The following is a 16,441-nucleotide window of genomic DNA, read 5'->3' as shown; positions in this document are numbered from 1 at the left end:
CAAATTAGAAATTCTTTCAAAAAAGGTTCCGATGACGCCATGAGGGATAAAGCGCTCGGCTACAAGCGCTTTGGAAAGGAGACGTCATCGGAGCCTGTGTTACTCGACTCGAGTGATGGTGACTTTCGCACCTGGGTTCAAGAAACGATGGTTCGCAGAAAGTGCTGAGTTTGCTAATCCGTCATCTTGGCTAACAACACCCGCATGGAATGCAACAACGTCATTGCTGTCATTACGAGCGGCATTGAAACCCTCACCGCCACCTGCTGGGCCCGGAATGGTTGCAGCAAGTTCATCGTTCAGCTCTGTGCCGGAATCCCAAACGTTCATGCTCATTTCGTAGCTTTCACCCACTGCGAGCGATTTGAGCGATAGCCCCGTTTCACCAACAAATGCATCGTTGGTATTCACAAACATAGACGCCACAGACAAGTAACCGTAACGACTAGGGTCAACCGTGATGGTGACTTCGTCCGATGCGCCAGGCAACACCAATCCATTGCCCGAAATACCTTGGTAAACACTGTCATTGCTGTTCATCAACTCAATCAGCTCAGCGTTACTACCGCCTTCGGCAAGATGCTCAAGTTCAACAGATGCCGCTTGTCCAATTTCAAACAGTTGGTAGTCACCATTGTGAGTGAGTACCGCGAGCGGAGACATAGGTTGATTCGCAGTCAAGTTCGCCACGTTGACGGTGTAGCGGTACGATTTCACTACGTCATTATCATCATCGCTTGGACAACCGGCGAGCAAGCCGACTGAAGCTGCTACTAGTAAGATTCTGTATTTCATACATCCCCCTTACTTCACAACGATTGTGATGGTTGCGACTGGGTTTAACCAACGATGGCTACTGCTGTCTAGGTCACTGATGCCGCCAGATGGGTCGCTATCACCAAGGTTACCCGGATGCACGTGAACTTTGTCGTTAGTTACCGTTGCTTCAACGCCTGTGCCGCCAGTACCAAAGGTAATGAAAGGTGGGTTTGGCATGCTAGACGCAAGCTCATCGTTCGCTTCTGTACCAGCATCGTAACTTCTTAGCGTTGCTCGGTATGTACCCGCTTCCGTTGGAATCTTCCAGCTATCTAGACCGACGAAACCGTCATTGGTTGGCAGCAGCATCGCGCTCAAAGAAAGATAACCGTGGTCGCCACTGTCCAAGGTGAAGGTGGTTGCAACACCCGGATTCAAAATGCCACCAGCAGGATTCTCAACCACCGCACCACCAGCGTTACCAATCACACTAGCAAGACCAGAGATATCACCGCCTTCTGCCATTGCTTCTAGTTCTGGCGTTGCTGCTTGACCCGTTCTGAACATTTGAAGATCAGAACCATGTGCAGCGACAATAAGTGGCGTAAAGTAGATGCCTTTGGTTGCGTTTGTCACGGTGATTTCCAATTCCGCCGCATTCACTGATGCAGAGCCTAGTGCCATAGCGACTGAAGTCATGACGAGTCCGAGTTGGGTACGTTTTTTCATTGTGATTCCATCCTTTAATGAGGGTTGAACTACCCAAGCCCATGTATACGGCTTTACTTCTTTGTTCGTGACTTGAGTAGGTTAAGCATTACGTTTCGAACGTTTTGCGTTCATGCCTCTAAGAATGACGAGCAAATCTATCAGCAACTTCATCGAATTCTCATAAAATTCTCACAAGTTCTGTTCGAATTCTGTCAGCAGCACTTTTTTACTCTTAATCAGGTGTTTACACTTCGCGCTTTCCCCTCCTACAATGCGGTATTCCCTGTTTAAATCACGATTCTCACCATGATTCATAACGTTCTGTCTGCCTACTATGGCGAAATCTACGGCATCGCTTTTTTCAACCACTACTTGAGCCATTACGCCCAAAGTGAACAACAAACGCTGTGGCAAACCTTGATTGAAGTGGAAGAACTCACCGCAGAAAAGCTCAAACCTGTACTGCTGACAAATGGCATGGATATCGAAAGTCGATACCAAGAGATGCTGGATAAAGGCTTGGCAGATGCAACCAAGTGGATTGGTTTACCATGGCAAGAGTTGGTGGCGACTCTTCTGAAGTGGGTAGAACCTTATGAGGTCAAATATCGAGAGTGGCATGAAGAAGTGAAAGCTTCACAGCAGTATTCAATCGCTGAGCGAGAAGCTATCGAATTGATTGCAGACCACGAAACGGCCATTTATCACTGTTGGCAGCAATACCATACTGGTGAATCTGGCTTACCTGCACTCAATGCATTTTTGGCAAAATATCGTTAAAGCGAGACGGTGACACTTGAACCTCGTGAAACCGTACCAGACAATATCGTTATTCCGCTGCGCAGAACTGAACAATTATGGTTAATCCAAAACTCATTGCCCTACTTCCTGATCTTGCTTCGTTTATCTTGGTGGTAAACGAAGGCAGTTTTACCGCTGCTGCTAAACAACTCGGCGTAACGCCATCGGCTTTAAGTAAGTTGATCACACGGTTGGAACAAGCCCTCTCGGTCAAACTGTTTGAGCGCACGACTCGTAAGTTGATCATCACTCAAGCTGGGCAAAAGGTTTACGACCAAAGCATCGCAATGGTGAATGCCGCGCAGCAAGCCGTTGAGCTATCTGCGGAAGATCATGCTGAGCCAACAGGCGCACTCACAGTAGCAGCCCCTGAAGCATTTCTTAATTCGGTGCTTCAACCGTTTGTGTTGCCATTCCTAGAACGTTATCCAAACATACAGCTTAAGCTGCGTGCAGCAGATGGTGAGATCGATCTTTTCCGCCAAGGTATTGATGTCGCCTTTAAGCTCACCGACAAACCCGATGAGAATCTGGTCCTCAAAGAGATCAGCAAGACCAATCTCGTTTTATGTGCCTCTCCTGATTACCTAGCCAAACACGGTATGCCTGAGCATCCAACCGAGCTTGAGCAACACGACTGTATTTACCTTGCCGAGAACGACAAAGACAACATCTGGTCGTTCTTTAAAGAGGAAGCCTTTCATTCGATTGCAGTAAGCGGGCGTTACGCCGTCAACCACTCTCAAATGCGCTTGAATGGGGTTAAGTCTGGCTTGGGAATTGGGATCTTCCATGATTTCGTGATCAAAGACGCGTTAGAGCAAGGTGAAGTGGTGGAGGTACTACCGGATTGGATGATCAAGAGTAACTACCACGGCGCTATCGCGATGCAGTATGCGCAAACCAAATACATGCCTGCTCGCCTGCGCGTATTTATCGACTTCGTTAAGGAACATTTAGTCTCCGAGGACACTAACCATGTTTAATGCCATTCATCACGTCGCGATCATTTGCAACGATTACTCAAGGTCAAAACGCTTTTACACTGAAGTGTTGGGATTGAAAGTCATTGCTGAGAACTATCGCGAAGCCAGAGACTCATACAAGCTTGACCTCGCTTTACCTGACGGCAGCCAAGTTGAACTGTTTAGCTTTCCGGGCGCACCAGAGAGACCGAGCTTTCCTGAAGCACAAGGGCTAAGGCATCTCGCTTTTTTGGTTGATGATGTTGAACAGGTGAAAACCTACCTAGAATCGAATGACGTTGAAGTTGAGCCAATTCGTATTGACGAATTCACAGGCAAAGCCTTTACCTTCTTCCAAGACCCAGATGGCTTGCCGCTGGAGATTTACCAGAAATAAAAAGAGCCAGCACTTCGCTGGCTCTTTTACTATTCCACTCTTTTCTGTATTGCTAACGCAACGCCGTTTTTAGCTTCTCAACGCGGTTAAACAGCAGCCAATCCAGAGCAAGAACCGTAACAATCGCCAAACCGCCCATCGGAAACGCCAGACCCAATACCACCAACGTTACTAAACCAAGCTTCCAAATGCCGTCTTGCTGGAACTTAGGTGGCGCCCCCAATGCGGCACTGCGACTTGGTCTACGAATCCACCACATCACCACACCTGTGATTGAGATTAAGATGAACGCCAAACAGAACATTACGTTGAGCACTTTGTTAAGCACACTGACATCGCCTTGGTGCAATGACACACCTGCCGCCATGAACTTGGCAAACAAACTGTAATCTTGCCACGTTACATCCACCAACAAGCGACCGGAATACTGGTCAAAGTGGCTGGTGCGATCTTGTCTTGGGTCGGAGATATCGCCACCCATGGAGTTAGCTGCAACAGTGTAAACGCCCGTCTCAGAGCGTGGCAAAAACAGCTTATAGCCAGTGAAGCCCATCATTTCAGCTTTGAGGACAATATCATCAATGGAGAGCGCATCATGGTTGCCTGCGTATGCCATATCTTCCTTCATATTGGCATGATCATGAGCGGGTTTGTCTTTCGATTCAGGCACAGCAGCAAGCTCTAAGTTCCATGGCATCTCTTCTGATGCACCATGATTCAGGTCTTTGTGTGTCAGTGTCGACTCTGGTTTCTCACCCCATGTGTAATAGGTTGGGAAGGTATTCCAAGCTTGCACCATTTTCGCGCCCCATATCCCAGCCCAAGACAGACCTGAAATCAAAAAGAACAACAGAACAATTGATAGCACACCACCTAAATTCGCATGCAGATCTCGCATCAAAATACGAGTTCCACTGCCAAAACGAATTTTCAAAAAGCCAGCACGGCTTGCGTTGTCTCTTGGTAACCACAGGTACAAACCAGACACCAACAGTAAAATGCCTAAACTGGCGGCGATTTCAATTAAACGGTCGCCTAAGTCTCCGATGAGCAACGTACCGTGAATGCTGTTCATCAGTTCATAGATGCTATCACCACGATTAATGGTGCCTTGTACGTCTCCTGTATAAGGATTTACTGCAACAATCAGTGAGCTGCCTTCTTGGTTTTGAATCGAGAAGCGGTTGGCAATATCGGCCGTTTTAGCAGGTACAAATTGAGTGACATTAAAATCGGGGTAGGCCTGCTTTACGGTTTCTAATTGTACAGAGACGGGAACCATTTGCTCTTGTGGTGAAACTTGTAATGTCGCTTCGTATCGAGCCAATTCGATTTCGTCATCAAACAACATCACCAACCCCGTGAGGGAAAGCATGAGCATAAATGGAATGACGAACAAACCTGCGTAAAAGTGCCATCGCCACGTCATAAAGTAGATGGATTTTAAGCGTGAGGCTTCCTTGAGTTGAGGCTTTGCCGAGTTTCTCAACATGTGTATTTTCCTTTTTTCATTGTTGAACACCCAAATTCAGTCAAACGCATCCTGCACATACACATTCGTATGCGGCGCTAATTGACTTAGATTTGGGAGTACCACTGCTCGAAGTGGCAGTGTTGTTGGCTATATACCCAAGTGACTTCAAGATGCTGGATTCAGAGCGTTGTCATTGATTCGAGTGCAAAGAAAACAACGCTGTGTAATAGACAACTCTTTCCAAGTTGTTTGAAGCAGCAATCGGAGCAATGACACGCTCCCGAAGGGCGAGTTGTCTTGGCTTGTATACTTTGTTGTCGATATCTTGATTTAGACCCACTAGACCTTTAAATCGCCGCCGCGTCTACAAACCAAGTCATTCTCGCTGAACCAAGCATCTCGAGGTTACTTGGGTATCGTGTAATTGTTTTTGTTATGAGAAAAGGGAAACTGGCGGCGCTCTAGGAACTGGTGTTTCAAATCGCACACTTAGAGCCAAATAAGCGTAGCTGTCAGAAGTCACCAAGCTCTGTCTTGAAAGTATCGGTGTCGTTGGAAGTGTATCGTGATGAAAAGTCGAGAAGTGGCTAAACGGACAAGGCTTGCCTTTGTGGCTGACCGAATTGTCGCCCTCTTCTATTTGGACCAACTCAAATCCGTTAAGCGTACATAGCGTCGCCCACACGCCCATGCTGTTACCATGAGCATTGATAACAGGCATCAGCGTCACTAGCACCCAACTGAGAGCACTAGCAAATAACATCGAGCGGTAAAAAGGAATTAATCTACGCATAACGGTGACTTAACAAATTTCACACAGCGTAACCAATTTTGAGTGATAGCTCAAAAAACAGTATCAATAAGTGGTTGCTACCTCACAGGTTTTCTTGAATGCATCGATTGACAGGCGCAAAAAAGCCCGCCGAAATGGCAGGCTGATAATGTGTTCATTCATTACTTAGAGATAACGCGTAACCCACTGCCACGAGCAAATGCTCCGCTCAGTAGATAATTAGCCGAACAACTTGCTCCAAATGCTTGGATTGCGCTTGTCGTGGTACTCTTCACGAAGACTATCGATTTCACGCAGTTGAGCTTTTGCTTCTTGTAGCTTGCCCGCATCAAGATCCGCTTCAATCTTATCTAGCGTTACCGTCAGCTTGTTAAAGCCTTCTAAGTAAGTATCAAACTTCTCTGGTGGGTAATTACCACGCTTAGATTGTTCAACAATCGCTTGCAAGCTATCAATCGCAGATTTCATGGTTTCAACATCAGACGCTTCCGCCGCCTGTTTGAATTCCATCTTCATCTGTTTCATGTTTTGTTTTAAATCAACCGCTTCTGCCATTGCGTATGTTGAGCCAAACGCAATCGCACACCCTAGGACTAAAGGACGTAACATTTTTCACTTCTCCATTCATAGTGCCGAATTCTGTGTCGGCTTTATTGACCCAAATAACCTACGCCATAAGAGGCGAAAAACTAGCTTAGTTGAGTATTTCCGGGTCGCAGTGTAAAGCAATCTGGCGTCGGGTGCATACCTTAAATGTAATCAAGTTTATGCGTTGAGAATGCTGTCATATTCTGCAATTGGTTTACGGCCTCTCAAAGCTAAGAAAGACAAAAACTGCTGAGCGGTGTGAGTAATCACTTTCTTGCTATCAATACCCACTTTGTCCATTAACTCTCCAACCAAATCCAGATTACCAACATCGTGACAGAAATGCGCGTCACTGCCCGTGGTGAAGAAAACACCGAGATCTTTCCCGATTTGTGCAATCTCGTGGCAACGGTCTACGCTGCCTACTCGGCTGTTGCCTTTCAGCGTGGTGTTATTAATTTCAATCGCGACATTGTGCTCTTTCGCGCACGCTAAAACGGTCTGAAAATCAAAGTCGAAATTTGGATTACCAAGATGACCGAGCGCATCAATACGACCACTCTGAATGACATTAACAAGTGCTTCCGTGTGAGTTTGCTTGTTTGCAGGACGAAAAACGGGTTCATGAAAACTCGCGATCACCCAATCTAAGTTGCGGTCTACACTCAGCGGAATATCAATGTCGCCTTCGGTATTCATAATGTTAGATTCAACGCCGCGAATAATCGCAACGCCTTCAAGAAAGCGAGGCAGAATTTTCTGGTTAGAGAAGAACCAGTAATGAGGCGCACCCGGCATTGATTCTGCGTGATCGGTCGTGCAGAACATATCCAGCCCGTTCTCTTTTGCCAACTTTGCATTTTCAATCAAGGTACTGTACGCGTGACCACTGGCGTACGTATGTGTATGGGTATCAACTTTAAATTCCATCATCCACTCTCTAAGGTGCGCTATTTTGCGTGCTATTGTATACCTTCAGGCAACGCATCGTCAGCCCAAGATAAGCAAGAACCCTAAGCTTGCTCTTCACTAATGGCTTTTATCAAGGGTAAGGCTTTTTCCCATCCGTGATTAAACATGGAAACAAAGTCATTGTGAGTATGAATGGTAACATTGAGTAGTAAACGATCGTTGTTGGTATCGATCTGGTAGATCTCTCGCGATCCGATCCACCTAGATGCTAGGTCAGCATCGAGTTGTTGACGATTATCCGGATTAAAAATGGCAACATGATGAAATTCAAGTTTTTGAAGCGGTAGCACCGTATCTATGATCGCCCTTGTCCCGCCCATATCTGGATCAAAAAAAGTGATGCCACCTCCTTCTTCCCAAGCTCCTTCAAATTGAGACTGCGGTGAAAAGGCTTGTGCCCAACGTTTATACAACTCAACATCGGTTAGCACTTCCCACACTCGTTGCGGTGTCGCCGAAATTTCGACGTAATAATTTAGCGTAAGCATGATTTCTCTTCCTGAACCTTTCTTGACGCTAGCCCATACTCAAGAAAAATCAAACCACACGACCAATTTATCTACCTGTCCCCTTCATTTTCCGACAGACTAAGAAGTTCTCGCTTGTAAACCACCACTGCGATGCGCCGTAAAACGAACCCAACATGTGTTCAGTATGATTGCGAGCACTATTAAACTCATCCCAACAATTTGACTTTGACTCATTCGGTCTTCAAAAAACAGGCTCTGCCAAACCGCAGTGAACAATAAGTTAGTAAAAATGAGTGGTGCAAGTTGAGAGCCACTGCTTGCCAGTTTATATGCTTTGGAGCGAAAAACTTGGGTGTTAATGATCATCAGAGACATCATACCGATCCACAGCGTATTTGAAGAAATCTCAGGCGCCATAACACTCATATTAAGTAACACGTCGAAGTCGTTAAACAAAGTTAGCGGCAACAGAAATACGGCAGCAAAACCAAACGCCCAAAAGTTGATTTCTAGCGGCGACATATTTGTTTTACTCACTTTATATAACGTAAGCTGAGAACCAGAATTGAAGAGTCCACCAGCCAAGCCGAGCAATAAATCCGCTCGCCATGTGATCTCACTTCCACCGCCCGCCAACATAACCACACCAGTGAACGCCATTGCTAAAGCCGCCAATGTTGAAACACGAATGCGCCCCCTCATGAACAGCTTTTCAACCAAGGGAATAAATAATGGGCCAGTAGCAAACAAAACGACCCCCTCAACGAGCGTTAACGTTTGTAATGACGCGATAAAGCAAAGTTGTGACAAACCGATACAAAGAGCACGCAATAAAATAGGCTTTAGCGTGCCCGCTTTAGGAAAGGTAAGGTTTTTCACACGAAGTAAGATAAGCAAGATAAGCGCAGGCACCAAAAAACGTAAGAAGCTAAATAGTGTGACGGAAAGTTCGCCTGACAACTGCTTTGCTAACAGTCCAGTAACAGATAAGCTTAACGTAGACATCAACATGAAAAGGATAGATTTATTTACAGCATTCATTCAATACTCCTTAATATATGGAGCATTTTAAAAGACATCACTTATCGTAAATAGCGAGTAATATTAACCATTGATGTAAGAAAAACTTACAGTTTAACTTATCTATCACCAGCTACGGTTTTTAAATTATGCGGAAACTAGTCCCCTTAAAGTCCATCTACGCATTTGTTGCAGTAGCTGAGTCTGGCAGCATGACAGAAGCAGCACAGATATTAAGTGTGAGCCACTCAGCCGTAAGTCAGGCAATTAAATCGCTGGAGAGTCAAGTCAACAAGCCTCTATTTGATCGCATAGGCAGACAAGTTCAACTCAACGCGGACGGTAAAAAGTATTACAGGAAGGTGGCACCCGCTTTAGAGCAAATTGTCGATGCAACGGAAGCACTCATCCAAGATCAGAACTTGCAGCGTGTTACGCTCAATATGGTGAATTCATTGGCTCTTCACTGGTGGATTCCTCGAATGTCAGATTTACAAGGGTTTGCTCCTCAATTAGACGTTCGTTTATCAAACCTGTCTGGCAGATTCAATTTAGAACAAGAAGGTATCGACGCGGCCTTGGTGCATGGAAATCCCGAAGAATGGCAGGATTACTACTGCGAAAAGCTCAGTGAAGATGAACTGGTTTTGGTGTGCAGTCCTGAATTGATAGCGAAGACCAAGGACTCAAACATCACTCAACTCTTAAAGCAGTATCCCATCATTGAAGTTACTAACGAACGAAGAAAAAATGACTGGAACGTGTGGCTGGACGCGACGGGTATCCAGCGACCTAAAAATAAAAAACCAATCACTTTTAACATGTCGATACAAGCCGTCCAGGCCACAACTCGTCGTTTGGGGTTATTGGTCACTCATCGCTTGTTTGTGAAGGATGACATCAAATATGGTCAGCTAATCGAGCTGGGTGAACCCGTCATTAATCCTCATCAACAGCTTTACTTTGTATGCCCGCCACACAAGCTAAAGCTTGAATCGTTTCATCTGTTGCGATCTTGGCTACAACAATCATTCAACTATTAGAAACTTTTGTTAAGCACATTCACTGAAAAACTAGTATAAAGTTAGAGGAGCACTTTTCATCCAAGGATGGTTTATGAAGCAGTATCAAATATGGCTAAGCGCACTCTGTTTTGCAGTATCTTTGAGTGCGACCGCAGAAGCAGAAAATGATAACCGCCTTTCAGAACAAGGGATCTCCACGGCAATTATTGGAGGGCAGCAGGCGACCCAAAACCAACTTCCTTTTTTTGCACGTCTTATTCTACATAAAACTGGCGCTAATCAGTTTGCCAATATTTGTGGGGGAACCATTGTAAACGACCGTTTCATTTTAACTGCGGCTCACTGCGTAGAACCAAGCGTTTTCACTGACGGGTGGACAATCAACGATCTACGAGTGCTAGTCAAAAACCCTACGATGAATGACGTGTTTGTTGAAGAATTCAAAGATGTTCGCTCTATCACGATTCATCCTGATTATGTGCCTAGCGATTTATGGATTAATGACATCGCTGTCCTTGAATTGACTCGCCCTATTACCGATAACGTTCAATCCATCACTTTACCGCAAGACTTTGGAGACTACAGCAGCAAGTCAGTTTATCAGATATTCGGTTTAGGTCAGACCTCAACCAATGATGAAAGCCCCCCTAACTATTTACGCTGGGCAGAAGTAAAACCCCTTACCGACACCCAATGCGCTTCGCTGGTAACAGGGTTTAATGCTCAGGAAAGTTTATGTGCGAATGGATTTCCTGAGCGAAGCTACACTGGTATCTGCCGCGGTGACTCAGGCGGTCCTCTCACTTATCAAGACAATAATGGCATGTATCAGCAAATCGGTATTGTTAGCTATGGTTCTTCTGTTTGTGAATCTGCTGCGATTCCGAGTGTGTTTACTGAGGTTCTAAATTATACAACGTGGATTGAAGCCCAAACCAGTTCGGGAGTGAAAACTCGTTATAACGCCCTCTTAGCAAGTACAGAAGATTATCATAGTGAAGGCGATTCCGGCTTTGAACCAGAAGATACTAACACGTCGGGCTTTGACGATAACGGCAGCGGCGGCGGCGGTGCTCTCGGATCAGGGTTGATCATGCTTGGAGGCTGGTTTGGTTGGCTAAGACACCGCAGAAATGATTCGCGCTCCTAGTTGCGTCAACAAGACATCATAATATCTTGCGCTTAACGCGAGAGTTAATGATGTCTTCAATCATCTTTTGCTCTTTTTTCGCTTTTTCATAGTTCTGCTTAGTACGCCAACGTTCAAGCACTTTTTCTAACCCTTGAACGCGTGCGTGCTTGTGTTCTAGTGTTTTCTGTACAGATGCACATTCCGCTTGCATAACGGCTTGCTCTTGCTCGTGGTGACGAAGCATTCTTTGTAGCATTTGGTCAACACGATTAAAGTTCATCAAAGCCGCGCTCGTCAGCGTCGGGCCGGTTCGGGTTGATTGTCCAGCGTGGCCTTTCAACGCCGATAACTGTTCCAATTGCATTGAAAGATGGGAGTGACGCTGACGCATGGCATCAAGTTGTTGACCCACACGATCACGCTGTTTTTCTTCCATTTGCTGTAACTTGCCTACGGCTTTTAACTTGGATTTCATTTCAGCCTTGTCACTCCCATTTGATTAAGCACTTTGAAAAAGCTGCGCGAGCTCGGTCAAACTGGTTGGGTAATCTACAGACTCATTGGCAGCTTGTTGTAGATATGCACGCAAGTTTGGATACATAGCAACAGATTGATCTAACTCAGGATCTTGTCCTGGTTGATACCCCCCTAATGGCAGTAACTCTTTAACCTGAAGGTAGTTGGAGTACATTTGACGGAAGTTATTCGCAATCGTGCTGTGTGCGTCCTGCGTACAAGTATTCATACAACGGCTAATAGACGCGTTGATATCTATCGCGGGATAATGCCCTTGCTCAGCCAGTTGACGCGATAAAACGACATGCCCATCTAAGATGGCGCGCGCGGAATCCACAACAGGATCTTGTTGGTCGTCTCCTTCTGCCAATACGGTGTAAATTGCCGTTAAGCTACCATGTTGATTTTCACTGTTACCCGCTCGCTCTAGGAGTTGAGGTAACACGCTGAAGACTGAGGGCGGATAACCACGAGAAGCTGGAGGCTCTCCGAGCGAAAGAGCGATTTCGCGCTGTGCCATGGCGTATCGGGTTAGAGAGTCCATCAGAAGTAGAACGTCTTTGCCTTGGTCTCGGAAATACTCTGAAACGCGATGACAAAGTAGTGTCGCTCTTAACCTCATTAGCGGGGATTCATCAGCAGGAGCCGCGATAATGATCGCTTTCTTGCGCGCTTCTGGGGTTAAGTTTCTCTCGATGAACTCACGTACTTCTCTGCCTCGCTCACCAATAAGCCCGACCACAATTACATCGGCCTCCGTGTTTTTGGTGATCATCCCCATTAACACACTTTTACCGACGCCACTGCCAGCCATCAAACCAATACGTTGGCCTTTGCCTACCGTCAATAGTCCATTAATCGCTCGCACGCCTACGTTGAGTGGTGTATCAACTGGGCGTCGCTTCAGTGGGTTAATCGGTTTTGGTTCAAGTGAAACTCGATCTCCCCCCTTAAGCGGTGCCCCGTCATCTAACGGCTCACCTAAACCATTCAGTACGCGTCCTAACCACTGAGAGCTTAGCTGCACGGTACTGTCACCATCAAGAGGGATGACTTTTGCACCTGCAAACAGACCGCCTAAACGGCGGATAGGCATGAGGTAAGCAATAGTGTGTTCAAAGCCCACAACTTGCGCTTCGATCATATCGCCTTCCGCGGTTTCTACGAGACAACGCTGCTCAAGCTTAAACCGACACCCTACGGCTTGTAACATTAAGCCGTTTACTTTTATCAATCGCCCTGTTACGCGAGCAACAGGGATTGAATCGAGCGAAGCCAAGGCTTCGCTCAAACGCTCACTTAATAGTTCATTGCTTAGGGTATTACTCATGCTCAGACTCTACCTGTGGAATACTGACTTCATCCAAAAGGTGTTGCTTTACATTGTCCATACAGGCTTCCAAACGAGAGTCGCAGCTCGCATCCGCTTCTGCGTCATCAGTCACTAACTGACAGCCACCAATAGGAAGCTCCGTATTAGGGACCAGTTTCCAAGATTGCGGCAAATCAGCATTGATGTGAGTAATGCGCTCTAAATCTTGCGGATTTAAATGCACAGTTACTGTTTCCGCTTTACCAGGCATGGCAGACAATGTCTCGTCCACCAAAGCTAGGATCTGCTGAGGCATTAAAGTGAGCTCGGCACGAATCACTTGCTGAGCTACCTTTTGTACCAGTTCACAAATCATATGGCGTTGTTGCTGTTCTTTTTCATCTTGCCAACGAGAAAGGGCGTGAAAAAGTTCATTGACAGGCTTCGCCGCCTCCAAAAAGCCTTGCTTTCCAGACTGTTCACCGGAAACAAAGCCTTTTTGGAAACCTTCTTTTTGGCCTTCCAACAGACCTTGTTGCTTGCCCTGTTCGATACCTTGGCGTAAGCCTTCCTCATGTCCTTGTTGCAAACCTTGTTGAAAACCTTCTTCAAGTTGCTGTTGGATATCTATTTGAGGTTCTTGCCAGCCTTGGTTATCTAGCCCGAATTCGTCTTCGATAGTCTTAGGTTGCGCTAAAGGCGGAAAACGGTGTAAACGATACCCGCTCGGAGGCAATCGCATAGTACTTGATTTTGTCTCTAGCATGACCTTACTCCACCGTTGGCTCTTCATAGAGAAGCAGCTGAACTTCACCAGATTCATCCAGCTCACGTACCATTTGCATGATGTCTTGACGTGCTTTTTGAACTCGACTTAACGCAACAGCGCCGCGTGCGTCCATGTCATCTTCTAGCGCTTTCACCATACGTTGCGGCATTGAACGCTTAATAGCTTGTTGTAAGGTAATATCGGAACCTTTTAGCGCGACTGCCCACAACTCTAGCGGAATCTGCTGCACCAACATGTCCATGGTTTCTTCGCGTTGTCGGCCAAGAACCATAAAGTCGAACATGTTTTCTTCAATTGCATTAACAACATCTTCATCATGCAACTTCAGCATTTCCATCAATGAACCACGGTCACCTTCAAAGCGGTTAATGATATCTGCTGCTTGCTTAACACCTGATAACGGCGTGCTTTGACTTGCGGATACTTTTTCGATGCAACGCTCAACGAGTTCATGCAAATCAACGGCAACTTGATGATCGATATCTTGCAATTGAGCAATACGGAACAAGATTTCGTCATGGTAATCTTGTGGCAAGTGCTTCAATACCGCTGAAGAGCTGTCTGCTGGCAAATACGCTAGAAAAATTGCTTGCATTTGTGGGTGCTCGTTCACAATGAAACGAGCGAGAGTTTCTGCTTCCACCCACTGTAAGCGCTGCATATTGTTGCGAATTTCATCGCCATATAAGGTATTTAATAACCCTTTTGCCAAATCGTTACCCAATGCTTTACGCAATGTATTAGATAGGTATTCCTTAGAGGCTCCTCGAATACCGCTGTGCTCACGGAAATCTTCAAAAAAAGTTTGAATAACACCACGAGCAGAATCGCTCTTAATGCCATTTAACTTCGCCATTGCACGAGTCACACGCTGGGTTTCATCACGGCTAAAGTGTTGCAAAACCTTCGCTGCGGCATCCTCGCCCATGCCTAATAGCACGAGCGCGGTTTGTTCAACATAACTAAGCGTCTGCTTTGATAGAACTGTGTTCATTGATGTTTACCCATTGTTTCAGTATTTCGGCTACGCGCTCTGGCTCTTCATTAGCAATAAGCTGTAGGTGTTTCAATTGAATTTCTAATGGCGAACCTGCTGGTGGTAGCATGTCGCTGTTTACATCTAAACCTGAAGAGGCTGAGATGCCTTTTTCAGATAGGCGGCGATCAAGTACTTCTTCATGCTCGCGCTCTTCACGCGTTTGCAAGTTTTCGTAGTCAGGTTCTTCCTGAGGCTCAGCAAAATTTAGCTCAGGCACAGGTTTATCAACGCCAGTCAGGTGCATGATTAATGGACGCAGTACGAAGAAGATCATCGCCAAGCCTAACAAGCCACCAATAACGTAGCGTATTGGCTGCTGTACTGTAGGGTCTTGCCACCACGGCAGTGCAGGAGGAGCATCAATTTCAATTGGGGTGAAGTTGAAACTCATTAAACTTAAGCTGTCACCACGTGTGGCAGAGATACCAACAGCATCCATGATCATGTTTGAGATTTGCTCTTTATCGGCTTCACTCCACGCCACACCATCTGGCGAAGCTTTGGAGTTCAACAGAACCGATACACTAAGCTTTTCTATTTGGCCTTGTTGGTATTGAGTACGACGAACACTGCTCCCTACAGCGTATTGACGATTCACTTCAGATCGCGCATTCGTGTTTTGGCTATCGTTCGTTTCCACTTCACCAGATCCTGTCACTGGCGGTTGGTTACTTAGAGAACCAGGAACACCCAACGCAATTTGATCAACCGAGTTGTTATGAATGGTGTGCTCATTACGCACAACCGGTGCGTTATCCAAAATTTCTTGTGTTTCTTCAACTTGGCTAAAGTCCAGATCGGCAGCGACTTGTACGCGGAAGTTACTCGGCCCCACAATCGGCGTAAGCATGTCTGCTGCGCGTTGGATGATCTGTTTTTCAACACTCTTCTGGTATTCAAGATATTTCGCGTTTACTTTACCGGCTTCCGCAGAAGCGACATCCGCACTAAGAAGACGGCCATACTGGTCAATGACAGAAACAAATTCTGGCTTCATTGCCGTGACACTGCCGACCACTAGGTTAATGATCGCTTCAACTTGTTCAGGCTTTAAGTCTTCACCAGGTTTGAGCTCAAGCATGACAGATGCTGAAGGATTCTCACTGTTTTGGCGGACGAATAGAGTTTGACGAGGTATTGCTAAATGAACACGCGCGTTCGCTACTGAGTTCAAAGACATGATAGTACGTACTAACTCACCTTCTAAACCATGACGATAACGCGCCGTTTCCATAAATTGGCTCGTACCAAGAGAGCTATCTTCCTTGAGCGAATCCAAACCTGTCGGCAGCTTAGCTTTAACACCTTTTGATGCAAGCAACATGCGTACCTTCGCAACCTCACCTTCTGGTACAAGAACTTGTCCATTTTGCTCTTGCATGCGGTAGCTTACGCCTTCGCTTTCTAATACCGACACAATTTCGCCGATATCAAAACGCTCTTGCTGGCTATATAGCGGACGAAAGCTCTGCGAGGAACTCCATAGTGCAACCACAATAATCGCTGCAACAATCGCAGCTAACACCGCAGATAGCACTAAGTTTCTCTGACTGCTAGACCAGATTTGCTTCAGCTTCGTTGTCACATCGTCCATGCCGTTGGCAGTAGAAAATGTCTGTGCTGTGCCGGTAGCCATAGCTGTGTTTCCGGCGACTTGGGGGGTTAGTTCTGACATGA

18 protein-coding genes are annotated in these 16,441 nt (G+C 46.1%); 5 read left to right on the top strand and 13 right to left on the bottom strand.

Going from position 1 to position 16,441, the window contains the following annotated elements; translation table 11 throughout:
* Positions 1-99 precede the first annotated feature (99 nt).
* Positions 100-795 (bottom strand): spondin domain-containing protein, encoded by a 696-nt coding sequence (locus R7Q09_RS12835; protein ID WP_005383999.1) that lies wholly within the window; start codon positions 793-795, stop codon positions 100-102.
* A 9-nt stretch (positions 796-804) separates the two neighbouring features.
* Positions 805-1,488 (bottom strand): spondin domain-containing protein, encoded by a 684-nt coding sequence (locus R7Q09_RS12830; RefSeq protein ID WP_151515308.1) that lies wholly within the window; start codon positions 1,486-1,488, stop codon positions 805-807.
* A 288-nt stretch (positions 1,489-1,776) separates the two neighbouring features.
* Here R7Q09_RS12830 and R7Q09_RS12825 point away from each other — a divergent pair, with 288 nt between their 5' ends.
* The 3 genes from R7Q09_RS12825 to R7Q09_RS12815 all read left to right on the top strand — a co-directional run bounded on the left by R7Q09_RS12825 (position 1,777) and on the right by R7Q09_RS12815 (position 3,633).
* Complete coding sequence (locus tag R7Q09_RS12825; RefSeq protein WP_151515307.1) at positions 1,777-2,250, top strand: hypothetical protein; 474 nt, start codon at positions 1,777-1,779, stop codon at positions 2,248-2,250.
* Positions 2,251-2,327: 77 nt separating this feature from the next.
* On the top strand, positions 2,328-3,257 hold the full coding sequence (locus tag R7Q09_RS12820; protein ID WP_061008228.1) for a LysR family transcriptional regulator: 930 nt from the start codon (positions 2,328-2,330) through the stop codon (positions 3,255-3,257).
* Positions 3,250-3,633 (top strand): VOC family protein, encoded by a 384-nt coding sequence (locus tag R7Q09_RS12815; RefSeq protein ID WP_132936283.1) that lies wholly within the window; start codon positions 3,250-3,252, stop codon positions 3,631-3,633. Before R7Q09_RS12820 ends, R7Q09_RS12815 begins: the two co-directional genes overlap by 8 nt.
* A gap of 52 nt (positions 3,634-3,685) precedes the next feature.
* On the opposite strand, the gene R7Q09_RS12810 is transcribed toward R7Q09_RS12815, so the two are convergent.
* The 6 genes from R7Q09_RS12810 to R7Q09_RS12785 form a co-directional block, all read right to left on the bottom strand.
* Positions 3,686-5,125, bottom strand: coding sequence for a PepSY-associated TM helix domain-containing protein (locus R7Q09_RS12810; RefSeq protein WP_132936282.1), 1,440 nt, complete (start codon positions 5,123-5,125; stop codon positions 3,686-3,688).
* Positions 5,126-5,540: 415 nt separating this feature from the next.
* Positions 5,541-5,900 (bottom strand): hypothetical protein, encoded by a 360-nt coding sequence (locus R7Q09_RS12805; RefSeq protein WP_080276971.1) that lies wholly within the window; start codon positions 5,898-5,900, stop codon positions 5,541-5,543.
* Positions 5,901-6,119: 219 nt separating this feature from the next.
* Positions 6,120-6,509 carry a cytochrome b562 gene (locus tag R7Q09_RS12800; RefSeq protein ID WP_021035869.1) on the bottom strand — a complete coding sequence of 130 codons (390 nt, stop codon included), beginning with the start codon at positions 6,507-6,509 and terminating at the stop codon, positions 6,120-6,122.
* 156 nt (positions 6,510-6,665) lie between these two features.
* Positions 6,666-7,418: a phosphatase gene (locus R7Q09_RS12795; RefSeq protein WP_005375066.1), complete on the bottom strand. Its 753-nt coding sequence runs from the start codon at positions 7,416-7,418 to the stop codon at positions 6,666-6,668.
* 83 nt (positions 7,419-7,501) lie between these two features.
* Complete coding sequence (locus R7Q09_RS12790) at positions 7,502-7,948, bottom strand: SRPBCC family protein (RefSeq protein ID WP_005375065.1); 447 nt, start codon at positions 7,946-7,948, stop codon at positions 7,502-7,504.
* Between the two features lie 99 nt (positions 7,949-8,047).
* Positions 8,048-8,971 (bottom strand): DMT family transporter, encoded by a 924-nt coding sequence (locus tag R7Q09_RS12785; RefSeq protein ID WP_025768592.1) that lies wholly within the window; start codon positions 8,969-8,971, stop codon positions 8,048-8,050.
* Positions 8,972-9,099: 128 nt separating this feature from the next.
* On the opposite strand from R7Q09_RS12785, the gene R7Q09_RS12780 reads away from it, so the two are divergent.
* Both R7Q09_RS12780 and R7Q09_RS12775 read left to right on the top strand, forming a co-directional pair.
* Positions 9,100-9,993: a LysR substrate-binding domain-containing protein gene (locus tag R7Q09_RS12780; protein WP_033906699.1), complete on the top strand. Its 894-nt coding sequence runs from the start codon at positions 9,100-9,102 to the stop codon at positions 9,991-9,993.
* 73 nt (positions 9,994-10,066) lie between these two features.
* Positions 10,067-11,125, top strand: coding sequence for a serine protease (locus tag R7Q09_RS12775; protein ID WP_318070889.1), 1,059 nt, complete (start codon positions 10,067-10,069; stop codon positions 11,123-11,125).
* A gap of 16 nt (positions 11,126-11,141) precedes the next feature.
* Here R7Q09_RS12775 and fliJ read toward each other — a convergent pair whose 3' ends face one another.
* Genes fliJ through fliF form a run of 5 tightly spaced genes read right to left on the bottom strand, consistent with a single transcriptional unit; the run spans position 11,142 to position 16,439 of the window.
* Positions 11,142-11,582 carry a flagellar export protein FliJ gene (fliJ, locus tag R7Q09_RS12770; protein ID WP_005384016.1) on the bottom strand — a complete coding sequence of 147 codons (441 nt, stop codon included), beginning with the start codon at positions 11,580-11,582 and terminating at the stop codon, positions 11,142-11,144.
* A 24-nt stretch (positions 11,583-11,606) separates the two neighbouring features.
* Entirely contained in the window at positions 11,607-12,953 is a 1,347-nt protein-coding gene (fliI, locus tag R7Q09_RS12765; RefSeq protein ID WP_213886450.1) for a flagellar protein export ATPase FliI, read from the bottom strand.
* Complete coding sequence (fliH, locus tag R7Q09_RS12760; RefSeq protein WP_005375050.1) at positions 12,946-13,701, bottom strand: flagellar assembly protein FliH; 756 nt, start codon at positions 13,699-13,701, stop codon at positions 12,946-12,948. Before fliH ends, fliI begins: the two co-directional genes overlap by 8 nt.
* A 4-nt stretch (positions 13,702-13,705) precedes the next feature.
* Complete coding sequence (locus tag R7Q09_RS12755) at positions 13,706-14,719, bottom strand: flagellar motor switch protein FliG (protein ID WP_005375048.1); 1,014 nt, start codon at positions 14,717-14,719, stop codon at positions 13,706-13,708.
* Entirely contained in the window at positions 14,688-16,439 is a 1,752-nt protein-coding gene (fliF, locus tag R7Q09_RS12750; protein ID WP_005384024.1) for a flagellar basal-body MS-ring/collar protein FliF, read from the bottom strand. The genes R7Q09_RS12755 and fliF overlap by 32 nt, the downstream gene beginning before the upstream one ends.
* Between the last annotated feature and the right edge of the window lie 2 nt (positions 16,440-16,441).

The sequence above is a fragment of the Vibrio sp. 2130-1 genome (assembly GCF_033339515.1).
This window is presented reverse-complemented; position numbering and strand designations above follow the sequence as displayed.